Consider the following 14,625-nt stretch of genomic DNA (forward strand, 5'->3'; position numbering starts at 1 on the left):
TATCGGATCAGGCAAGGGGATGGGAGTCAGCGGTGCAGATGGATGGTGATACGCCGTTCGATCCACTCGACGCCGTGGCGCAATGTTTCGACGATGACCAGATAGATGATCGCCGCCCAGATATACGACTGAAAGTCGAAGGTGCGCGCATAAGTGAGCCGGGTGATGCCCATCAAATCGTAGACCGTGATGATGGCGACGATTGCCGAGCCCTTGATCATCAGGATGATCTCGTTGCCATAAGGGCGCAGCGCCACAATCAGCGCCTGCGGCAGGATGATTTTCCACATCGTCTGCAGTTTGTGCAGGCCGAGCGAGGCGGCACCTTCCCATTGGCCCCTTGGCACGCTCTCGATCGCGCCACGCAAAATCTCGGCCTGGTAGGCGGCCGTATTCAGCGAAAAGGCGAAGATCGCGCAGTTGAACGCTTCGCGGAAGAAGCCCCACAGGCCGACCATCTCGAGCTCCGGTCGGAAGGAGCCGACCCCGTAGTAGACCAGGAAGGTCTGCGCCAACAGCGGCGTGCCGCGAAAGAAATAGACATAGGCATAGGCGAACCCCGAAAGGATCGGATTGTTCGACATACGTGCATAGGCGATCGGCACCGACAGGATCGCACCAAGCACAATCGAGATGGCAACCAGCAGCAGGGTGATGCCAAGGCCGGATATGTAGCCGGGTGCATATTTCTGGAAGAACTCCGGGTTCCACGCAGTGACTAGGTAGACGACCACGCCAATGCCGAGAGCGATCCACAGGCCGACCAGGACATGGCCGAGGATGCGTTGGCGCGACCAGCCGCGTGCGGGCGGCGGCGGCCGGTCAACCTTCAGCGTGTCGGTGGCCAGGCTCATCTCTTGACCTCGCTGCCGCCAACCGCTCGTTCGATCGCATTGATGCCGAAGGAGGAGACGATCGCTAGCAGGAGATAGATCAGGCCGGCAAAACCGTAAAACAGGAAGGCGTGCTTGGTGACGCGAGCGGCAACCCCGCTCTGCCGGAGGATCTCGTTGAGGCCGACGGCCGAGACGAGCGCGGTGTCCTTGAGCAGGATCAGCCAAAGATTGGCAAGTCCGGGCAATGCGATGCGGATTAACTGCGGCAGTACGATCAGCCGCATCGTCTGGCCGCTGGACAGGCCAATCGAATAGCCTCCCTCATATTGCCCTTTTGGAATCGCGCGGAAGGCGGATAAAAACACCTCGCTGGAATAAGAGGAGAAGATGAAGCACAGCGCGATCATCCCGGCGACGAAGCTGTTGACGTCGGCCGATGTCCCGGGGCTCACCAGCCGGACAATGTATTGCAGGATTAATGGGATGCCGAAGAAGATCAGAAACAGCGTGAGCAGCTCGGGTATTCCGCGAAAGATCGTGGTGTAGATGTTCCCGGCCAGTCTCAGCGACGGCTCTTCCGACTGTTTGGCCAGCGCCACGAAAAAGCCGAGCGTCAGCCCGAAGGGCAGCGTGGCCAGCGCAAGACATACTGTGACAAACACACCCGCGGCGATGTCGTCGAGCCAGCCTTCGGGTCCCCAACTGAGAAGCGTCAGTGCGCTCTGCATCCGCCTGCCTGTTCTCCTTAAGGCTCGTTGAGACCCGTACCGCATCACCCCTCGTGCGCGGCATCCTTATAAGAACGGCGGGAATCTCCCGCCGTTCACGTTGTCCTATGTCGGTCGATCAGGACTCGCCGCCGTAAACGTCATATTTGAAGTATTTGTCGTTGATTTCCTTGTACTTTCCGTTTGCGCGGATCGCGTCGATCGCCGCATTGAACTGGTTGACCAGGTCGGTCTCGCCTTTGCGCACGGCAATGCCGGCGCCCGGACCGTGGATTTCGATGACGGGCTTGATTGTGCCGACCAGCTTGCAGCAGGCGCCGTCCGGCGAATCCAGCCATTGCTGCAGCACGACGATGTCGTCATTGGCGGCATCGAGCCGGCCATTGGCCAGATCGAGCTGGTATTCCTGCGCGGTCGGATACGGCTTGACGGTGCTGTCGGTGTAAGTCTTGGTCGAATAGTTGAAATGCGTGGTGGATGCCTGCACGCCGATCGTCTTGCCGGCCAAATCTTCCTTGGTGACACCCTTGATATCAGTGTCCTTAGGCGCGGCGATTGCCGGCGGCGTATTGTAATATTTGTGGGTGAAGTCGACCTTCTCGGCGCGTTCCGGGGTGATCGACATAGACGCGACAATGGCGTCGAACTTGCCTGCCTGAAGGGCTGGAATGATGCCGTCCCAGTCCTGCGCGACAAAAGTGCACTTCACCTTCATCTCGTCGCACAGTGCCTTGGCGATATCGATATCGAAGCCCACGAGCTGGCCGTCGGCGGTGAGGTTGTTGAATGGCGGATACGCTCCTTCGGTGCCGATCCTCAAGGTTTTTTCCTGGGCCTGGGCAACGCCAAGCGTCAGCAGCGCAGCCGATGCGGCGAGCGCGATACGCAGTGCAATACGCATAATGGTCCTCTCTGTTGGTCCCGGCCGTCGTTCCCGAACGGCTCTGTGGGCGGTGCTTTTGACCGCCCGCTGGCGCGATACTCCCATTCTTTCCCAAGAAAAAGCAACTGCAAAACCGCCGCTTGAGGGAAGGTCATGTTCAGAAAACGGTGACGCTGGGTCAAACGCCTAAATGGAGAGAAAGTGGCGGGAAGCTCCCCGCGGCCGCAGTCTCAGCGCGTCAGGCCGGTGGCGCGTTCGATGAAGTCGGCTATCGAATTCGTGTCGTCGAGATCGAAGACCGGCAAGTCTTCGCCGACAATGGGAAAGTCGGAGGCGACGGCGATAATGTGTGGATCGCCTGCCGAGAGCGGTGTCCGGTCCTTGGCCTCGAGCCGTCGCGTCTCGATTTTCTTGTGCGCCTCGCGCTTGTAGCCCTCGACCAGCACGATGTCGGAGGGTGCCAGCCGTGACAGGATCGCCTCCAGCGTCGGCTCGTCCTCGCCACGCAATTCGTGCATCAGCGCCCAGCGCCTGCCCGACACGATCGCCACCTCCATCGCTCCCGCCTGGCGGTGGCGAAAGCTATCCGCTCCAGGTTTGTCGATGTCGAAATCATGATGGGCGTGTTTTACAGTCGACACTTTCCAGCTGCGCCGGACGAGTTCGGCTACCAGCTTTTCGGTCAATGTCGTCTTGCCGGAGTTCTTCCAGCCAGTGATGCCGAAGATACGTCTGTTCATGGCTCGATGCTCTGCAACAGATGCGCGGCCCGGGCAAGGTCGTCGGGAGTGTTGATGTTGAAGAAGGGATCGATCTCGGCCCCTCTGGATTTCAGGATGGGAAAATCCACTTCGACAAAACCGTGCCGGTCGATGAACGCCGAAACGCGCCGGTTGTCTTCCTCGACGAGAAATTGGCGCAAGGCCTGGTCGAGCCCCAGCGGCCAGAGCGCAAACGTCGGATGCCGTTTGCCGCCGGAACAGGCAACGGCGATCGAGCCCGGGCGTGCATAGGCTGCCGCGAGCAGCCGCTCGACCATATCCTTGGGCAGGAAAGGCGTATCGCCTGCAGCCGTGACCAGCGCCTGGCAAGTGGTGTCGGAAGCCCATTCGAGGCCGGTCAGGATCCCGGCAAGCGGCCCGGCATAACCCTTGACGGTGTCGGCAAGCACGGGAAGCCCCGTCGCGGCAAACCGTGCCGGATCGCCATTGGCGTTGAGCGCCAGCGGGCCGACCTGCGGGCCAAGGCGCGAAACGACACGGTCGAGCAGGGTCCCATCGCCAAGCGCAAGCAGCGTCTTGTCGCCGCCGCCCATCCGGCTCGACCGGCCGCCGGCCAGAATGATCCCTGCGATATCTCGGCCCATCGTTTGCTGCTAGACCCTATGACCAAAATCAAGTTTTCAAATCAGACGGTCGTCAACGGTCGCGCCTATATGCCGTCCGGCGCCATGTCCGGTCCAGCGCTTTCGGCAGCTGTCTTTCGCCGGCCGACGATCCGTTCGCGGTAGAGCGCATAGAGGCCTGAGGCGATGATGATCGTGGCACCGACGATCATCGGCAGATCGGGGACATCGCCGAAGATCGTGAAGCCAAGCAGGATCGACCAGAGCAGGGCGGTGTAGCGGAACGGCGCGATGAAGGAGATATCGCCCACCCGCATCGCCATGATGATGAACTGGTAGCCAATGAGCACGAGCACCGCCGCCAGCGCCAGGAATGCCGTGCTTTTTCCCGTCATCGGCGTCCAACCGCCCATCGGCGAAAGCAATGCTGCGCCCAGAACGGTCATGGCAAGAGCGGTGGCGGTCGACACCAGCAATGTCGGAATTGCCTGCGGAATCCGCTTGGTGGCGAGGTCGCGCACCGCGCAGCATGCCACGCTAGCCAGTGCCAGCAGAGAAAACATGCTGAACCCTTCGAAGCCCGGCCGCACAATGATCAGCACGCCGGCAAAACCGACGGCAATGGCCAGCCAGCGCCGCCAGCCGACGCCCTCGTTGAACACAAGCGCGGCGCCCATCGTCACAGCCAGCGGCAGCGCCTGCAGCACGGCGGACACATTGGCGATCGGAAGATGTGCCAGAGCAACCAGGAACGACACCGTGGCGCCGGCCTCGCTGGCGACGCGCAGCGCAACTGTCGGCTGCAGCATCGAGCCAGGCCGGGCAAGCGCGCCGCGTTGCCACGCAAGCAGGGCAACGAAAAGCGAAGCGAAGGCGCCGCGGATCAGCATGACCTGCGCCATGTTCATCGATTCCGACGAGAATTTGGTGATTGCATCGTTGAGGGTGAAGCCAATCATGGCCACCATCATGAACAACGCGCCGCGCAGATTTGGCGAAAGAGGCAAGGCGATTACCGGGTGAGTCCTGCAGCAAGCGTCTAGCAGGCACCCGCAAAACAGCAACGTCAAAGGGCTGGGCCACAGCCTTTCTGTGGCCCGTGACATCTACCTCGCAAGAGCGGCAGGCTTATTTGCGCGTCAGCACCTCGGTGCCGTTGCCTTCCTTGCCGGCAATCGTCCACAGGCCATGCAGCGAGCCGTCGTCCTGCACCTTGTAGACGACAAGGCCAACCGCCTTGCCCATGACATAGCCGGCGGAGAAGGCATCGTCGTTGCGCATGCAGATGCCGTCCGAGGACGAGCCGCCTGTCTCCCAATGGATCGTGCAGGTAGTCTCGCTGGTCAGCGTGATCGTCGCGTCGCCACCATAGGACGATCCATCGAAGTTGGTGCCGGCCACGGCATAGGTGCCGCCGATCGACTGGGCCGCCGCGGGCAGGGCCGCGAAGCTGAGCAATGCAACAGAAAGAATGAGTTTGTGCATATCGTATTCCCCCACTGGGCGAAGAACCGCTCCAGAGCAGAGGCTAGGCCCGAACGGGCTTGCGGTAAATCCGGTAACCGTTTGCGGACAAGACCTTTTCTGGGTGTGATCCCGAAATGTGCCGTTCCAAAGGATGGGTTCGGAGGGCAAATCGATCACACTGCGGCTCGAGGAAAATTTTTCGACGAGATCAAATTTGCTCGGCAAGATTCACCAAATTGGTCATTGTAGGCTTCTGATCTTGTCTGGGGAGGTGGTCCATGATGAATGCACGAGGCAATGCGGACATGCTTGGCACAGGCAGCAGGCGGCACGTTTCGTCGGCTCCCCGGTTCTCTTCTGCACTGGCGGTTATCCTCATGGCGATGGCGCCTGCCTTCGCCGAGAACGGCGCTTCGGCGTCGGCAGTCGAACGGATGTCCACGCCGGGTCACGAAGCGGATGAACTCGCTCGCCGCGTCGGGAAATGGTCCGTCGTCAACACGATCTGGCCAACGCCCGGCGCCCAGCCGATTGTGATGACCGGGCTGGTGGCCGAGCGTACGATGATCGGCCCCTTCATGCAGGAGGTGATGCGACCGGCGCCCGGGTCGAAAATCCCAGACTTCCAGCGGATAGCCTATTTGAGCTATGACCGGGTGGAGGGCCGCTGGAAGTATGTCTCGATGGATACCCGTTTCCCGGCAGGGATCATGCCCGCCTGGAGTTTTGGTGGCGAGGAGGACGGCAAGATTTCGCTGCTTTTCGAGCCGCTTGGTTTCGTCGGCTTCGGGCCCGAGGTCGAAGGGCGGTTCGCTGCCTCCGATTTCGTCATTTCCAGGGACGGCGACAATCACGAAGTGGCCGAGCAGCATTTCCTTCAGGCCAATGGCAGCGGCAAGAAATGGCTTGCCGTACGATACGACTACACGCGTCAACCGTGACTCGTTAGCAAAAACAACGGGTTGCGAATATGTTCCGAGGTCGCCGGATGCTCACGGTCCCCTGAGGCTGCCGGCGATCGCTCCGATAAGCGGGTCGTATTTCGATTTCAAGGCTGGCGGATAGTCGATCCAGACCGTACGGATGACACCGTCTTTTCCGAACAGGCGGCGTTCGTAGAAGATGTTCTCGCCTTTGATGCCCGACAGCACCGCCCAGTCCTTGCCGGTCTTGCTGTAGGTAATCTTGTAGCCAGGTTCCTTGCTGCCCCTCTGGGCGGAGACGAAGGCTGTCGGAGTTTCATCATCGATATTGAGGATGCCTGAACAGATCAGGCTGGCGCCATCAGCCGTGAGCCATTGTTGTCCATCGCCATTGTCCGGCTCAGGCTGGCGAAGAGTGAAGATCTCATCCGGAAAGGTGCAGACGGTACCGAAGCGCTCGCTCGTATAGGTGAGTGGCGCGGCAACTGCCATGGTCCCCGCCATCACTCCGAAAAACGTCGGGATTGCAAAAAGCCGCTGCATGAGCCTTGCCTCGAAGCCGATGCCAAGGCGATTATTCTTGCACGAAATCGGTGACAAATCAGCCGCCGGTGACGCTCATATGCCGCGACACCGATGGGCGGTTGGTGCGGCGATCAATGATGAAGTCGTGGCCTTTCGGCTTGCGGCCGATTGCTTCGTCGATGGCGTCGGCGACCAGCTCGTTGCCTTCGGACGCACGCAGTGGTACGCGCAGGTCGGCTGCATCTTCCTGGCCGAGGCACATGTAAAGCGTGCCGGTGCAGGTCAGCCGGACCCGGTTGCAGCTTTCGCAGAAATTATGCGTCATCGGCGTGATGAAGCCGAGCCGCCCGCCGGTCTCGGCGACGTGGACATAGCGGGCCGGGCCACCGGTCTTATAGGGAATATCGCTCAGCGAGAACTGGCGCTCGAGTGCTGCGCGCAGCAGCGACAGCGGCAAATACTGGTCGGTGCGGTCGGCGTCGATCTCGCCCATCGGCATTGTTTCGATGACCGTCAGATCCATGCCGCGGCCATGCGCCCAGCGCAGCATTTCCGGCAATTCGGCGTCATTGAAGTCCTTCAAGGCCACCGCATTGAGTTTTACCTTCAGCCCCGCCGCCTGCGCCGCGTCGATGCCGTCCATGACCTTATCCAGATTGCCCCAGCGGGTGATCTGGCGGAATTTGTCGGCATCGAGGGTGTCGAGCGAGACGTTGATGCGTTTGACGCCGCAGTCGGCGAGCTCGGCGGCAAAGCGTGAAAGCTGCGATCCGTTGGTGGTCAGCGTCAGCTCTTCCAGCGCACCGCTCTCGAGATGCCGCGAAAGCTGGCGCACCAGATGCATGATGTTCTTGCGCACCAGCGGCTCACCGCCGGTGAGGCGGAGCTTGCGCACGCCCTTTTCGATGAAGACCGTGCAAAGCCGGTCGAGCTCTTCCAGCGACAGCAGGTCCTTCTTGGGCAGGAACGTCATGTCCTCGGCCATGCAATAGGTGCAGCGGAAATCGCAGCGGTCGGTGACCGACACGCGCAGGTAGGTGATCGTGCGACCGAAAGGATCGATCATATCCATGCTTATGCGCTTCCCGTGGCCGTGAACGGCTTCGTTATATATGGCTATGTGATGCGAGCCAACTTGCCATTCAAGATAGAAGCTCGCGATCTGCGGTAACACCCCGACGCCGACAGATCATGTCGGAACTTTCCATGCGGCCTTTTCCCTCAACGCGAAGCGGCGTAGGGAAGGCTGTCTTCCGCAGGATCCACCAGCATGACAGCGCCAAAGGAACTCAGGGTCTCGAAGGACCGCAAGCTGCTTTCCGTCACCTTTCCGGGCCATCAGCCGTTCGAATTGCCAGCCGAGCTGCTGCGTGTTGCCTCGCCGTCGGCCGAGGTGCAGGGCCATTCGCCCGAACAGCGCGTCACCGTTCCCGGCAAGCGCAATGTAGCGATCCTTAAGATCGAGCCGGTCGGCAACTATGCCGTGCGCATCACCTTCGACGATTTCCACGACACCGGCATCTTCACCTGGAATTACCTGCATACGCTGGGTCATGAGAAGGATGCACGCTGGGCCGCCTATCTCGCCGAGCTGGAAGAGAAGGGGCTGAGCCGCGACCGCTGACTGATTTCGCGGGACGCTCCGGTCAACGCAGCATCGCCAGTATCTCGCTGGTGTCGTGATAAAACGGCGTGCCTTCGATCAGCCGGTCATCCTTGAAGCGCAAGACTTCGGCAAACGGCTGCTTGATGGTTGCACCATTGGCCCGCGATGTCAGCGAAAGCGTGCAGCTCATGAACACCATGTCATCGTTTTGGGCGACCTGGAGGTCCTCCACCGCCACGTCGCTCCAGATTTCCCGCATCTTGCGGAAAAGGGCGCCAACGCCGTCGAGGCCGTTCCAGTCACCGGCATAGGGCAGGGAGCGAGGCTCATGCACGACAATCTCGACATGAAATGCGCTTGCAAGCATATCGAGGCTCTCCGACCCTGATTGCAGGAAACGCATTTCAACATTGAACATGTTTTCAATAAGTTCCATGGCGGTGCGTCGCCGGCCGAGCGGTTTCTCCATTTTTGACCTCCGTTTATGTCGGCACGAAAGCGGTTTGCGCTTGTTCGCGGTCCCTCGACACCCGTTTCCTGATAACCGACAAACGGGCATCGTGTCGTGAAAATGTCATGCGTCTGGAGTAGCGCCGGCAAAGGTTTGGAGACGAAAACATGTCCGTGATCACCAGCATCGAACAACTCGAAGCGCTCTATGGCCTGCCTCGCGAGGCGTCGGTGGTCAAGGAGCTCGACCAGCTGATTCCCGAATACGAAGCCTTCATCGAACCTTCGCCGTTTGCTGCGCTCGCAACCTGCGGGCCTGAAGGGCTGGACTGCTCGCCGCGCGGCGATCTCGCCGGCTTCGTCCGCATCCACGATCCGAAAACGCTGATGATGCCGGACCGGCGCGGCAACAACCGTGCCGATTCGCTGAGGAACATCCTTCGCGATCCGCGCGTCGCGCTTCTGTTTCTGGTGCCGGGCTCCGGCACGACGCTGCGCGTCAATGGCCGCGCCCGCATCACCACCGATCCCGCGCTCTGCGCCTCGTTCGCAGTCGAGGGCAAGCCGGCGCGCTCGGTGACGGTCGTCGAGGTCGATGCGGTCTATTTCCAGTGCGCCCGCGCCATTCACCGATCGGAACTGTGGAATCCGGCAAGGCATGTCGACCCAAGATCGTTGCCGACCGCCGGCCAAATCCTGGAAATCACCAGCCGCAAGAACATCGACGGCGAGGTCTACGACAGGGAATGGCCGGAGCGCGCGAAAAAATCGATGTGGTGAAGAAATTTGGTGGTGAGGGAATTTGGTGGTGAAGCACTGGGCCGTCAGGCGGTCTTCAACACCTCGGCAATCTTGCGCATCTGTTCGCCGATCATGTCGCATTGTTCCGGCGTCGACTGGCTCATCGCCTTTTCGATCAGCGTCATGTGGACCTTCAGGGCCTGCATCAGCAGTGCTTCGCCTGCCTCAGTCAACGTCAGCCGCAGCACGCGCTTGTCCTTCTCGTCGCTCTCGCGGCGCAGTAGGCCGCGGGTCTCCAACTGCGGCAAAAGCATGGTGATGTTGGAGCGGCCGACCAGCAGGCGGCGAGCGAGGTCGTGCTGCGACATGCCGGGATGGCGGTAGAGGTTCATCAGCACGTCCAGCTGCGCCGGCTTCAGGTCGAGCGGCGCCAGCTTCACCGCCAAGGTGCGTTCCACCACGTGGCAGGCGCGCGCCACCGCAACCCAGTTGCGAAAACGCGGGTTGTCCCAGGGCAGGTCTTGCTTAATGTTCATGTTTGAACTATTATGTTCATGCTTGAACCAATGGATGGATCGCCACTATGGCATCATTTGGACTGAAGGTCATCCGCGGCACGTTCGGCGTGGCCGAGCATGTGGCGCCGCGACTCACCGGGCGCGCTGCATTCGAGCTGTTCTGCCGCACGCCGCACGAAAAGAGCTTGAGCCATGGTGAGCGCCGCGCAATCGATCGCGCCGCCGATTTCATGACCGAAGCGCGCCATCACCGGCTAAAGACCAGAACCGGCTGCGTCATGGTGCATGAATTCCGGCCCGAGCCGGGCAGGGCGGCTGCAGGCACCGTGCTCGTCATCCATGGCTGGCGTTCGCGTACCGAATACATGCGCACATTGATCGAAGCCTATCGCGATGCCGGCTACAAGGTGGTCTCGCTCGATTTGCCGGGCCACGGCCAGTCGCAGGGCCGCCGGCTGACCCTTGTCAGTGCGGTCGATGCAGCACGGGTTGCCGGCGAATGGTTCGGCCCATTTGCCGCCATCGCCGGCCATTCCTTTGGTGGTGCCGTCGCCGCCAATGCCGTCGCCGGTTCAATCAGAAATATCCCGCCGTTGACGGCCGGGCGGCTGGTGCTAATCGCTGCGCCGAGCTCGCTTCCTGCGATCTTTGCCGACTTCAGCCGCATGCTGAATGTCGGCTCGCGCTCGCAGGTCGCCATGGCCGACCGGGTCGAGCGCATCGCCGGCCGGCCGCTGCACGAATTCACCGGTGACCGCCAACTGGCAAGCACGCCGCTGCCGACGCTGGTGATCCACGCGCCGGACGACCGCGAAGTGTCCGCCGATCATGCAAGGCTCTACGCGCGTGCCGGCGACCATGTGCGGCTGTACTGGGCCGACGGGCTCGGCCACCGCCGCATTCTCGCGGACAAGGGTGTGGTGGAGCGTGCCGTTGGTTTTGTTGCCGGCAGGCTGGAGCCGTCTCTGCAGTGACCTGAATGTCTGTTCTTGTCTGCCGGGTTCGACCGTCACGCCGCCCCGGTGCTGGCCATCGCTATCCAAGCCGCCATTGCTCCGGCCACCGTCTCCAGAAGAGCCGAGCGCGACGCGCCGTCGCGCGCCTGGATCGACATGCCGTGCTGTACGGTCGCATAGAAGGTCGCGGCCGTACCGCAGTCGAAATCGGCCGGCAACTCCCCCTCGGCCACGCCACGCTCGAGGCGTCTCAGCAAGGCTTCGCGGTTTTCGGCACGGCGACGGCGCAGATCATCGCAGATGGCGCCGCGGCTCGAGTCCTGGTGCAATGCGCCGAGCGCGATAAGGCAGCCTTGTGGACGGCCGGTCTGCGAATAGGCCCTGGCCGTCTGCCGCAGGAACCGCTCGACCGCCTGGCGAGCGGTCGGCGCCTTTTCCAGCGCAGACCAGATCTCGGTGCCTTCCACCTGCGTGTAAAGCTCGGTCGCCTCGAGGAACAGCGCTTCCTTGCTGCCAAAGGCTGCGTAGAGGCTGGGTGAGTTGATCCCCATTGCAGCGGTCAGGTCGCTTATCGACGCGCCCTCATAACCCTTGGCCCAAAACACCTCCATTGCCCGCCGCAAGGCGGCGGTTCGATCGAAGGTGCGGGGGCGGCCTCGTTCCGGCATGGTGCGCTTTCTGTGTTGATCGATACATAATTCAGTTGACGCGGTTCAGCAAGGCTGGCAGATATTTATGTATCAATCACTACAAAATGGAGAAGCAAATGTCATCCAGGAGCTTGCACGGCAAGGCCGCCCTCGTCACCGGCGGCAGCCGCGGCATCGGTGCGGCGATCGCACGAAGGCTCGCGGCCGACGGCGCGGGCGTGGCGATCACCTATGTGAATGGCGAGGAACGGGCGCGTTCGGTGGTCGGGGCAATCGAGGCGGCCGGCGGTCGGGCCTTCGCCATCAAGGCCGACAATCGCGATGCTGCCGCGATCGAGGCGGCAGTCGATGAGGCGGTAGAAGCCTTCGGACGGCTCGACATCCTCGTCAACAGTGCCGGCATCTGGCGCGCTGCGCCGATCCATGCCCTGTCGCTTGCCGACTTCGATGAGACAATGGAGGTCAACCTCAGAGCCCCGTTCGTCGCCGCCAAGGCGGCAGCAGCGCATATGGGCGAGGGTGGCCGGATCATCTCGATCGGCAGCAACCTGGCCGAGCGTGCCACCGATGCCGGCCTGAGCGCCTATTCGGCCAGCAAGGCTGCCTTGGTTGGCCTGACCAAGGCCTTTGCACGCGATCTCGGTCCGCGCGGCATCACCGCCAATGTCGTCCATCCGGGGTCGACGGATACCGACATGAATCCAGCAGGCGGCCCGCACGCCGAGCATCAGCGCCAGAAGATGGCGACGCCTCGCTTCGGCACGGCCGACGAGATCGCCGGCATGGTCGCCTGGCTTGCCGGCCCCGAAGGGCGCTTCGTGACAGGCGCGGCATTGACCATCGACGGCGGCGCCAACGCTTGAGGCTTGGCTCGCGGGCACTACCATTGGTCGGGGGCGAAGGCGGATTGGCTTGACCCGTCACGATGTTGTGAAACCGTTCTGCAACAGACGTTCCGAAATTTATCGAAGCTTAACGAAATCAGTATGAATCAGTATAGTCACGCCTTACATCCGCCATGCGGTGGGCGAGACCGTGAAAGCGGTGCGGAACGGGATCCGGGTTCAACCGGAGCGGGTGATCCATGAAACTCCTTGAAAACAAAGCCACCGTGCTGCCGTTTGCGGTGGCCGCGGCAATGCTGGCCTTCGGCGCGCCGCAGGCTGAAGCACAAGGGTTCTTCGACATGCTTTTCGGCGGCGGCGTCAAACACGCACCGCCGAAAGGTAACTTTCCCCCGCCACCGTCAAAATACAAGCCGAGGCCCAAGGCGCCGGCCGCTTCCGGTGGTGGCGGTGGTGGTGCGCAAATCAGCAGCCCGTCCTATTACACCTACAAGAGCGATCCGCTGGTGCGCGTCGATTTTTCGGCACTGTCGGCAGCGCCTGAACCGGCAACGCCGCAGGATGCTGCGTTCGAGCCGGCGGCCACCGGGGCTGCATTCCGCGAAGCCATTGCCGGGCTCGACGGCTATGACCTCTATGCCGAGAAGGACATCGCCAAGGCGTTGATCGCCTACTACTCAGCCAATCCGGATTTCATCTGGGTGACGGGAACCAGTCCCAGCAGCCGTGCGCAGGATGCGGTGCGGGTGCTGGGCGAAGCCGCGAGCTACGGCCTGACGCCCTTCGACTACACCGTCGAAATTCCGGCAGCAGGCACATCGGCGGGCGATGCCGATGAACGCCTGAAAGAGCTGGTGCGCTTCGAGATGGCGCTGTCGGCACGCGTCCTGCGCTACGCCCGTGACGCACAAAGCGGCCGCGTCGATCCCAACCGCATGACCGGCTACTACGATTTTCCGCCGAAGCCGCTCGACATGGAAGGGGTGCTGAAGACGCTGGCCCATACCCAGCAAGCTCGCACCTACCTCGAATCGCGGCATCCACAGAATGCCGAGTATCAGGCGCTGCGCGTCGAACTGGAAGCGCTCCAGGCCAGCGCCGAAGACGAAATCACCATCGATCCCAATCTGCTGTTGAAGCCGGGGCAGACCAGCCCTGAACTGCCGAAGCTTTTGACAAAGATCGCGCGCAATCTCGATGACGAGATGGGCGGCGCCTATGGCGAGGTCCTGGCGAGGCTCGCCACCAGCGAGGTTTATGATCCGGAGCTGGTGCCGGTGATCAAGGCGGTGCAGAAACGGGCCGGCATGAAAGGCGACGGCGTCATTGGCCCACGTACCGTTGCATCGTTGGCCGGAACGTCCAAGGCCGATAAGGTTCAGAAGGTTCGGGTTGCGCTCGAAGAGTTGCGCTGGCTGCCTTCCGACCTCGGCAGCCCGCGCGTCTTCATCAACCAGCCGGCTTTCACCGCGAGTTATATCGACGATGGCGAGGAGAAGCTGAAGACCCGCGCAGTCGTCGGCAGGCCCACCAACCAGACTGCTTTCTTCTATGACCAGATCGAGCAGGTCGACTTCCACCCCTATTGGGGCGTGCCGCAGTCGATCCTGGTCAATGAGATGCTGCCGCGGCTGCGCCGGGATCCGGGCTATCTCGACCGCGCCGGCTATGAGGTGGTCAATGCGCGCGGCAAGCGCATTCCCTCCTCCTCGGTCAATTGGGGCGCCTATGGCGCGAAGATACCCTACGGCGTGCGCCAGCTGCCGAGCGAGGCCAATGCGCTGGGCGAGTTGAAGATATTGTTCCCCAACAAGCACGCCATCTACATGCATGACACGCCGCAGAAGTCGTTTTTCCAGCGCGACATGCGCGCGCTCAGCCATGGCTGCGTGCGCTTGCAGGATCCGCGCGGTATGGCGGCTGCCGTGCTCGGCACCTCGGTCGACTACATCGAGGACAGACTGAAGCTCGGACATTCGACCGAAGACGTGACACGCAAGATCCCGGTCTATGTCGCCTATTTCACCGCATGGCCGGACCTGTCCGGCAATGTCGAATATTTCAACGACGTCTACGGCCGCGACACAAGGCTGCAGCAGGCGCTCGACAGCACGGAAGCGGTGCGTTCGCCGGCAAGCTGAGGAATGCGGGT

18 protein-coding genes are annotated in these 14,625 nt (G+C 61.7%); 6 read left to right on the top strand and 12 right to left on the bottom strand.

Annotated features, from left to right (window positions below; all coding sequences use genetic code 11):
• Positions 1 to 26 precede the first annotated feature (26 nt).
• The 7 genes from NKJ09_RS02620 to NKJ09_RS02650 all read right to left on the bottom strand — a co-directional run bounded on the left by NKJ09_RS02620 (position 27) and on the right by NKJ09_RS02650 (position 5,277).
• Complete coding sequence (locus tag NKJ09_RS02620; RefSeq protein ID WP_023717639.1) at positions 27 to 854, bottom strand: ABC transporter permease; 828 nt, start codon at positions 852 to 854, stop codon at positions 27 to 29.
• The gene (locus tag NKJ09_RS02625; RefSeq protein ID WP_023717638.1) at positions 851 to 1,564 is read right to left on the bottom strand and encodes an ABC transporter permease; all 714 of its coding nucleotides are present in this window, start codon (positions 1,562 to 1,564) and stop codon (positions 851 to 853) included. The genes NKJ09_RS02620 and NKJ09_RS02625 overlap by 4 nt, the downstream gene beginning before the upstream one ends.
• Before the next feature lie 118 nt (positions 1,565 to 1,682).
• Positions 1,683 to 2,465, bottom strand: coding sequence for an ABC transporter substrate-binding protein (locus tag NKJ09_RS02630; RefSeq protein WP_023717637.1), 783 nt, complete (start codon positions 2,463 to 2,465; stop codon positions 1,683 to 1,685).
• Between the two features lie 212 nt (positions 2,466 to 2,677).
• On the bottom strand, positions 2,678 to 3,187 hold the full coding sequence (gene mobB, locus NKJ09_RS02635) for a molybdopterin-guanine dinucleotide biosynthesis protein B (protein ID WP_023717636.1): 510 nt from the start codon (positions 3,185 to 3,187) through the stop codon (positions 2,678 to 2,680).
• Positions 3,184 to 3,813, bottom strand: coding sequence for a molybdenum cofactor guanylyltransferase MobA (mobA, locus tag NKJ09_RS02640; RefSeq protein WP_352482600.1), 630 nt, complete (start codon positions 3,811 to 3,813; stop codon positions 3,184 to 3,186). The genes mobB and mobA overlap by 4 nt, the downstream gene beginning before the upstream one ends.
• Positions 3,814 to 3,878: 65 nt before the next feature.
• Positions 3,879 to 4,799 carry a DMT family transporter gene (locus NKJ09_RS02645; RefSeq protein WP_023717634.1) on the bottom strand — a complete coding sequence of 307 codons (921 nt, stop codon included), beginning with the start codon at positions 4,797 to 4,799 and terminating at the stop codon, positions 3,879 to 3,881.
• Between the two features lie 121 nt (positions 4,800 to 4,920).
• Entirely contained in the window at positions 4,921 to 5,277 is a 357-nt protein-coding gene (locus NKJ09_RS02650; RefSeq protein ID WP_352494636.1) for a hypothetical protein, read from the bottom strand.
• Positions 5,278 to 5,537: 260 nt separating this feature from the next.
• On the opposite strand from NKJ09_RS02650, the gene NKJ09_RS02655 reads away from it, so the two are divergent.
• On the top strand, positions 5,538 to 6,200 hold the full coding sequence (locus NKJ09_RS02655) for a DUF1579 family protein (RefSeq protein WP_352494637.1): 663 nt from the start codon (positions 5,538 to 5,540) through the stop codon (positions 6,198 to 6,200).
• Between the two features lie 51 nt (positions 6,201 to 6,251).
• Here NKJ09_RS02655 and NKJ09_RS02660 read toward each other — a convergent pair whose 3' ends face one another.
• Positions 6,252 to 6,725 (bottom strand): hypothetical protein, encoded by a 474-nt coding sequence (locus tag NKJ09_RS02660; RefSeq protein ID WP_352494638.1) that lies wholly within the window; start codon positions 6,723 to 6,725, stop codon positions 6,252 to 6,254.
• A gap of 58 nt (positions 6,726 to 6,783) precedes the next feature.
• Positions 6,784 to 7,779, bottom strand: coding sequence for a GTP 3',8-cyclase MoaA (moaA, locus tag NKJ09_RS02665; protein ID WP_352494639.1), 996 nt, complete (start codon positions 7,777 to 7,779; stop codon positions 6,784 to 6,786).
• A gap of 198 nt (positions 7,780 to 7,977) precedes the next feature.
• Between moaA and NKJ09_RS02670 the strand changes: the two genes are divergently transcribed.
• On the top strand, positions 7,978 to 8,331 hold the full coding sequence (locus NKJ09_RS02670) for a gamma-butyrobetaine hydroxylase family protein (protein WP_023717628.1): 354 nt from the start codon (positions 7,978 to 7,980) through the stop codon (positions 8,329 to 8,331).
• Between the two features lie 22 nt (positions 8,332 to 8,353).
• Here NKJ09_RS02670 and NKJ09_RS02675 read toward each other — a convergent pair whose 3' ends face one another.
• The gene (locus NKJ09_RS02675) at positions 8,354 to 8,782 is read right to left on the bottom strand and encodes a nuclear transport factor 2 family protein (protein WP_352494640.1); all 429 of its coding nucleotides are present in this window, start codon (positions 8,780 to 8,782) and stop codon (positions 8,354 to 8,356) included.
• 149 nt (positions 8,783 to 8,931) lie between these two features.
• Between NKJ09_RS02675 and NKJ09_RS02680 the strand changes: the two genes are divergently transcribed.
• On the top strand, positions 8,932 to 9,543 hold the full coding sequence (locus tag NKJ09_RS02680) for a pyridoxamine 5'-phosphate oxidase family protein (RefSeq protein ID WP_352494641.1): 612 nt from the start codon (positions 8,932 to 8,934) through the stop codon (positions 9,541 to 9,543).
• A gap of 44 nt (positions 9,544 to 9,587) precedes the next feature.
• On the opposite strand, the gene NKJ09_RS02685 is transcribed toward NKJ09_RS02680, so the two are convergent.
• Positions 9,588 to 10,040, bottom strand: a complete 453-nt coding sequence (locus NKJ09_RS02685; RefSeq protein WP_352494642.1) for a MarR family winged helix-turn-helix transcriptional regulator — start codon at positions 10,038 to 10,040, stop codon at positions 9,588 to 9,590.
• A gap of 47 nt (positions 10,041 to 10,087) precedes the next feature.
• Here NKJ09_RS02685 and NKJ09_RS02690 point away from each other — a divergent pair, with 47 nt between their 5' ends.
• Positions 10,088 to 10,996, top strand: a complete 909-nt coding sequence (locus NKJ09_RS02690) for an alpha/beta hydrolase (protein ID WP_352494643.1) — start codon at positions 10,088 to 10,090, stop codon at positions 10,994 to 10,996.
• A 35-nt stretch (positions 10,997 to 11,031) separates the two neighbouring features.
• Here the strand turns inward: NKJ09_RS02690 and NKJ09_RS02695 are convergent, their stop codons facing one another.
• Positions 11,032 to 11,646 carry a TetR/AcrR family transcriptional regulator gene (locus NKJ09_RS02695; protein ID WP_352494644.1) on the bottom strand — a complete coding sequence of 205 codons (615 nt, stop codon included), beginning with the start codon at positions 11,644 to 11,646 and terminating at the stop codon, positions 11,032 to 11,034.
• Positions 11,647 to 11,744: 98 nt separating this feature from the next.
• Between NKJ09_RS02695 and NKJ09_RS02700 the strand changes: the two genes are divergently transcribed.
• Both NKJ09_RS02700 and NKJ09_RS02705 read left to right on the top strand, forming a co-directional pair.
• Positions 11,745 to 12,491 carry a 3-oxoacyl-ACP reductase family protein gene (locus NKJ09_RS02700; protein WP_352494645.1) on the top strand — a complete coding sequence of 249 codons (747 nt, stop codon included), beginning with the start codon at positions 11,745 to 11,747 and terminating at the stop codon, positions 12,489 to 12,491.
• A 221-nt stretch (positions 12,492 to 12,712) separates the two neighbouring features.
• A complete protein-coding gene (locus tag NKJ09_RS02705) occupies positions 12,713 to 14,614 on the top strand; it encodes a L,D-transpeptidase family protein (RefSeq protein WP_352494646.1) in 1,902 nt (633 codons plus the stop codon).
• Positions 14,615 to 14,625: the final 11 nt, after the last annotated feature.

The sequence above is a fragment of the Mesorhizobium sp. M0189 genome (assembly GCF_040322135.1).
Taxonomy (GTDB): domain Bacteria; phylum Pseudomonadota; class Alphaproteobacteria; order Rhizobiales; family Rhizobiaceae; genus Mesorhizobium.

Bases quoted from the DNA above. Each gene is read 5' to 3' on its own strand.
- NKJ09_RS02620 (WP_023717639.1), bottom strand. From the start codon at position 854: ATGAGCCTGGCCACCGACACGCTGAAGGTTGACCGGCCGCCGCCGCCC.
- NKJ09_RS02625 (WP_023717638.1), bottom strand. From the start codon at position 1,564: ATGCAGAGCGCACTGACGCTTCTCAGTTGGGGACCCGAAGGCTGGCTC.
- NKJ09_RS02630 (WP_023717637.1), bottom strand. From the start codon at position 2,465: ATGCGTATTGCACTGCGTATCGCGCTCGCCGCATCGGCTGCGCTGCTG.
- mobB (WP_023717636.1), bottom strand. From the start codon at position 3,187: ATGAACAGACGTATCTTCGGCATCACTGGCTGGAAGAACTCCGGCAAG.
- mobA (WP_352482600.1), bottom strand. From the start codon at position 3,813: ATGGGCCGAGATATCGCAGGGATCATTCTGGCCGGCGGCCGGTCGAGC.
- NKJ09_RS02650 (WP_352494636.1), bottom strand. From the start codon at position 5,277: ATGCACAAACTCATTCTTTCTGTTGCATTGCTCAGCTTCGCGGCCCTG.
- NKJ09_RS02655 (WP_352494637.1), top strand. From the start codon at position 5,538: ATGATGAATGCACGAGGCAATGCGGACATGCTTGGCACAGGCAGCAGG.
- NKJ09_RS02660 (WP_352494638.1), bottom strand. From the start codon at position 6,725: ATGCAGCGGCTTTTTGCAATCCCGACGTTTTTCGGAGTGATGGCGGGG.
- moaA (WP_352494639.1), bottom strand. From the start codon at position 7,779: ATGGATATGATCGATCCTTTCGGTCGCACGATCACCTACCTGCGCGTG.
- NKJ09_RS02670 (WP_023717628.1), top strand. From the start codon at position 7,978: ATGACAGCGCCAAAGGAACTCAGGGTCTCGAAGGACCGCAAGCTGCTT.
- NKJ09_RS02675 (WP_352494640.1), bottom strand. From the start codon at position 8,782: ATGGAGAAACCGCTCGGCCGGCGACGCACCGCCATGGAACTTATTGAA.
- NKJ09_RS02680 (WP_352494641.1), top strand. From the start codon at position 8,932: ATGTCCGTGATCACCAGCATCGAACAACTCGAAGCGCTCTATGGCCTG.
- NKJ09_RS02685 (WP_352494642.1), bottom strand. From the start codon at position 10,040: ATGAACATTAAGCAAGACCTGCCCTGGGACAACCCGCGTTTTCGCAAC.
- NKJ09_RS02690 (WP_352494643.1), top strand. From the start codon at position 10,088: ATGGCATCATTTGGACTGAAGGTCATCCGCGGCACGTTCGGCGTGGCC.
- NKJ09_RS02695 (WP_352494644.1), bottom strand. From the start codon at position 11,646: ATGCCGGAACGAGGCCGCCCCCGCACCTTCGATCGAACCGCCGCCTTG.
- NKJ09_RS02700 (WP_352494645.1), top strand. From the start codon at position 11,745: ATGTCATCCAGGAGCTTGCACGGCAAGGCCGCCCTCGTCACCGGCGGC.
- NKJ09_RS02705 (WP_352494646.1), top strand. From the start codon at position 12,713: ATGAAACTCCTTGAAAACAAAGCCACCGTGCTGCCGTTTGCGGTGGCC.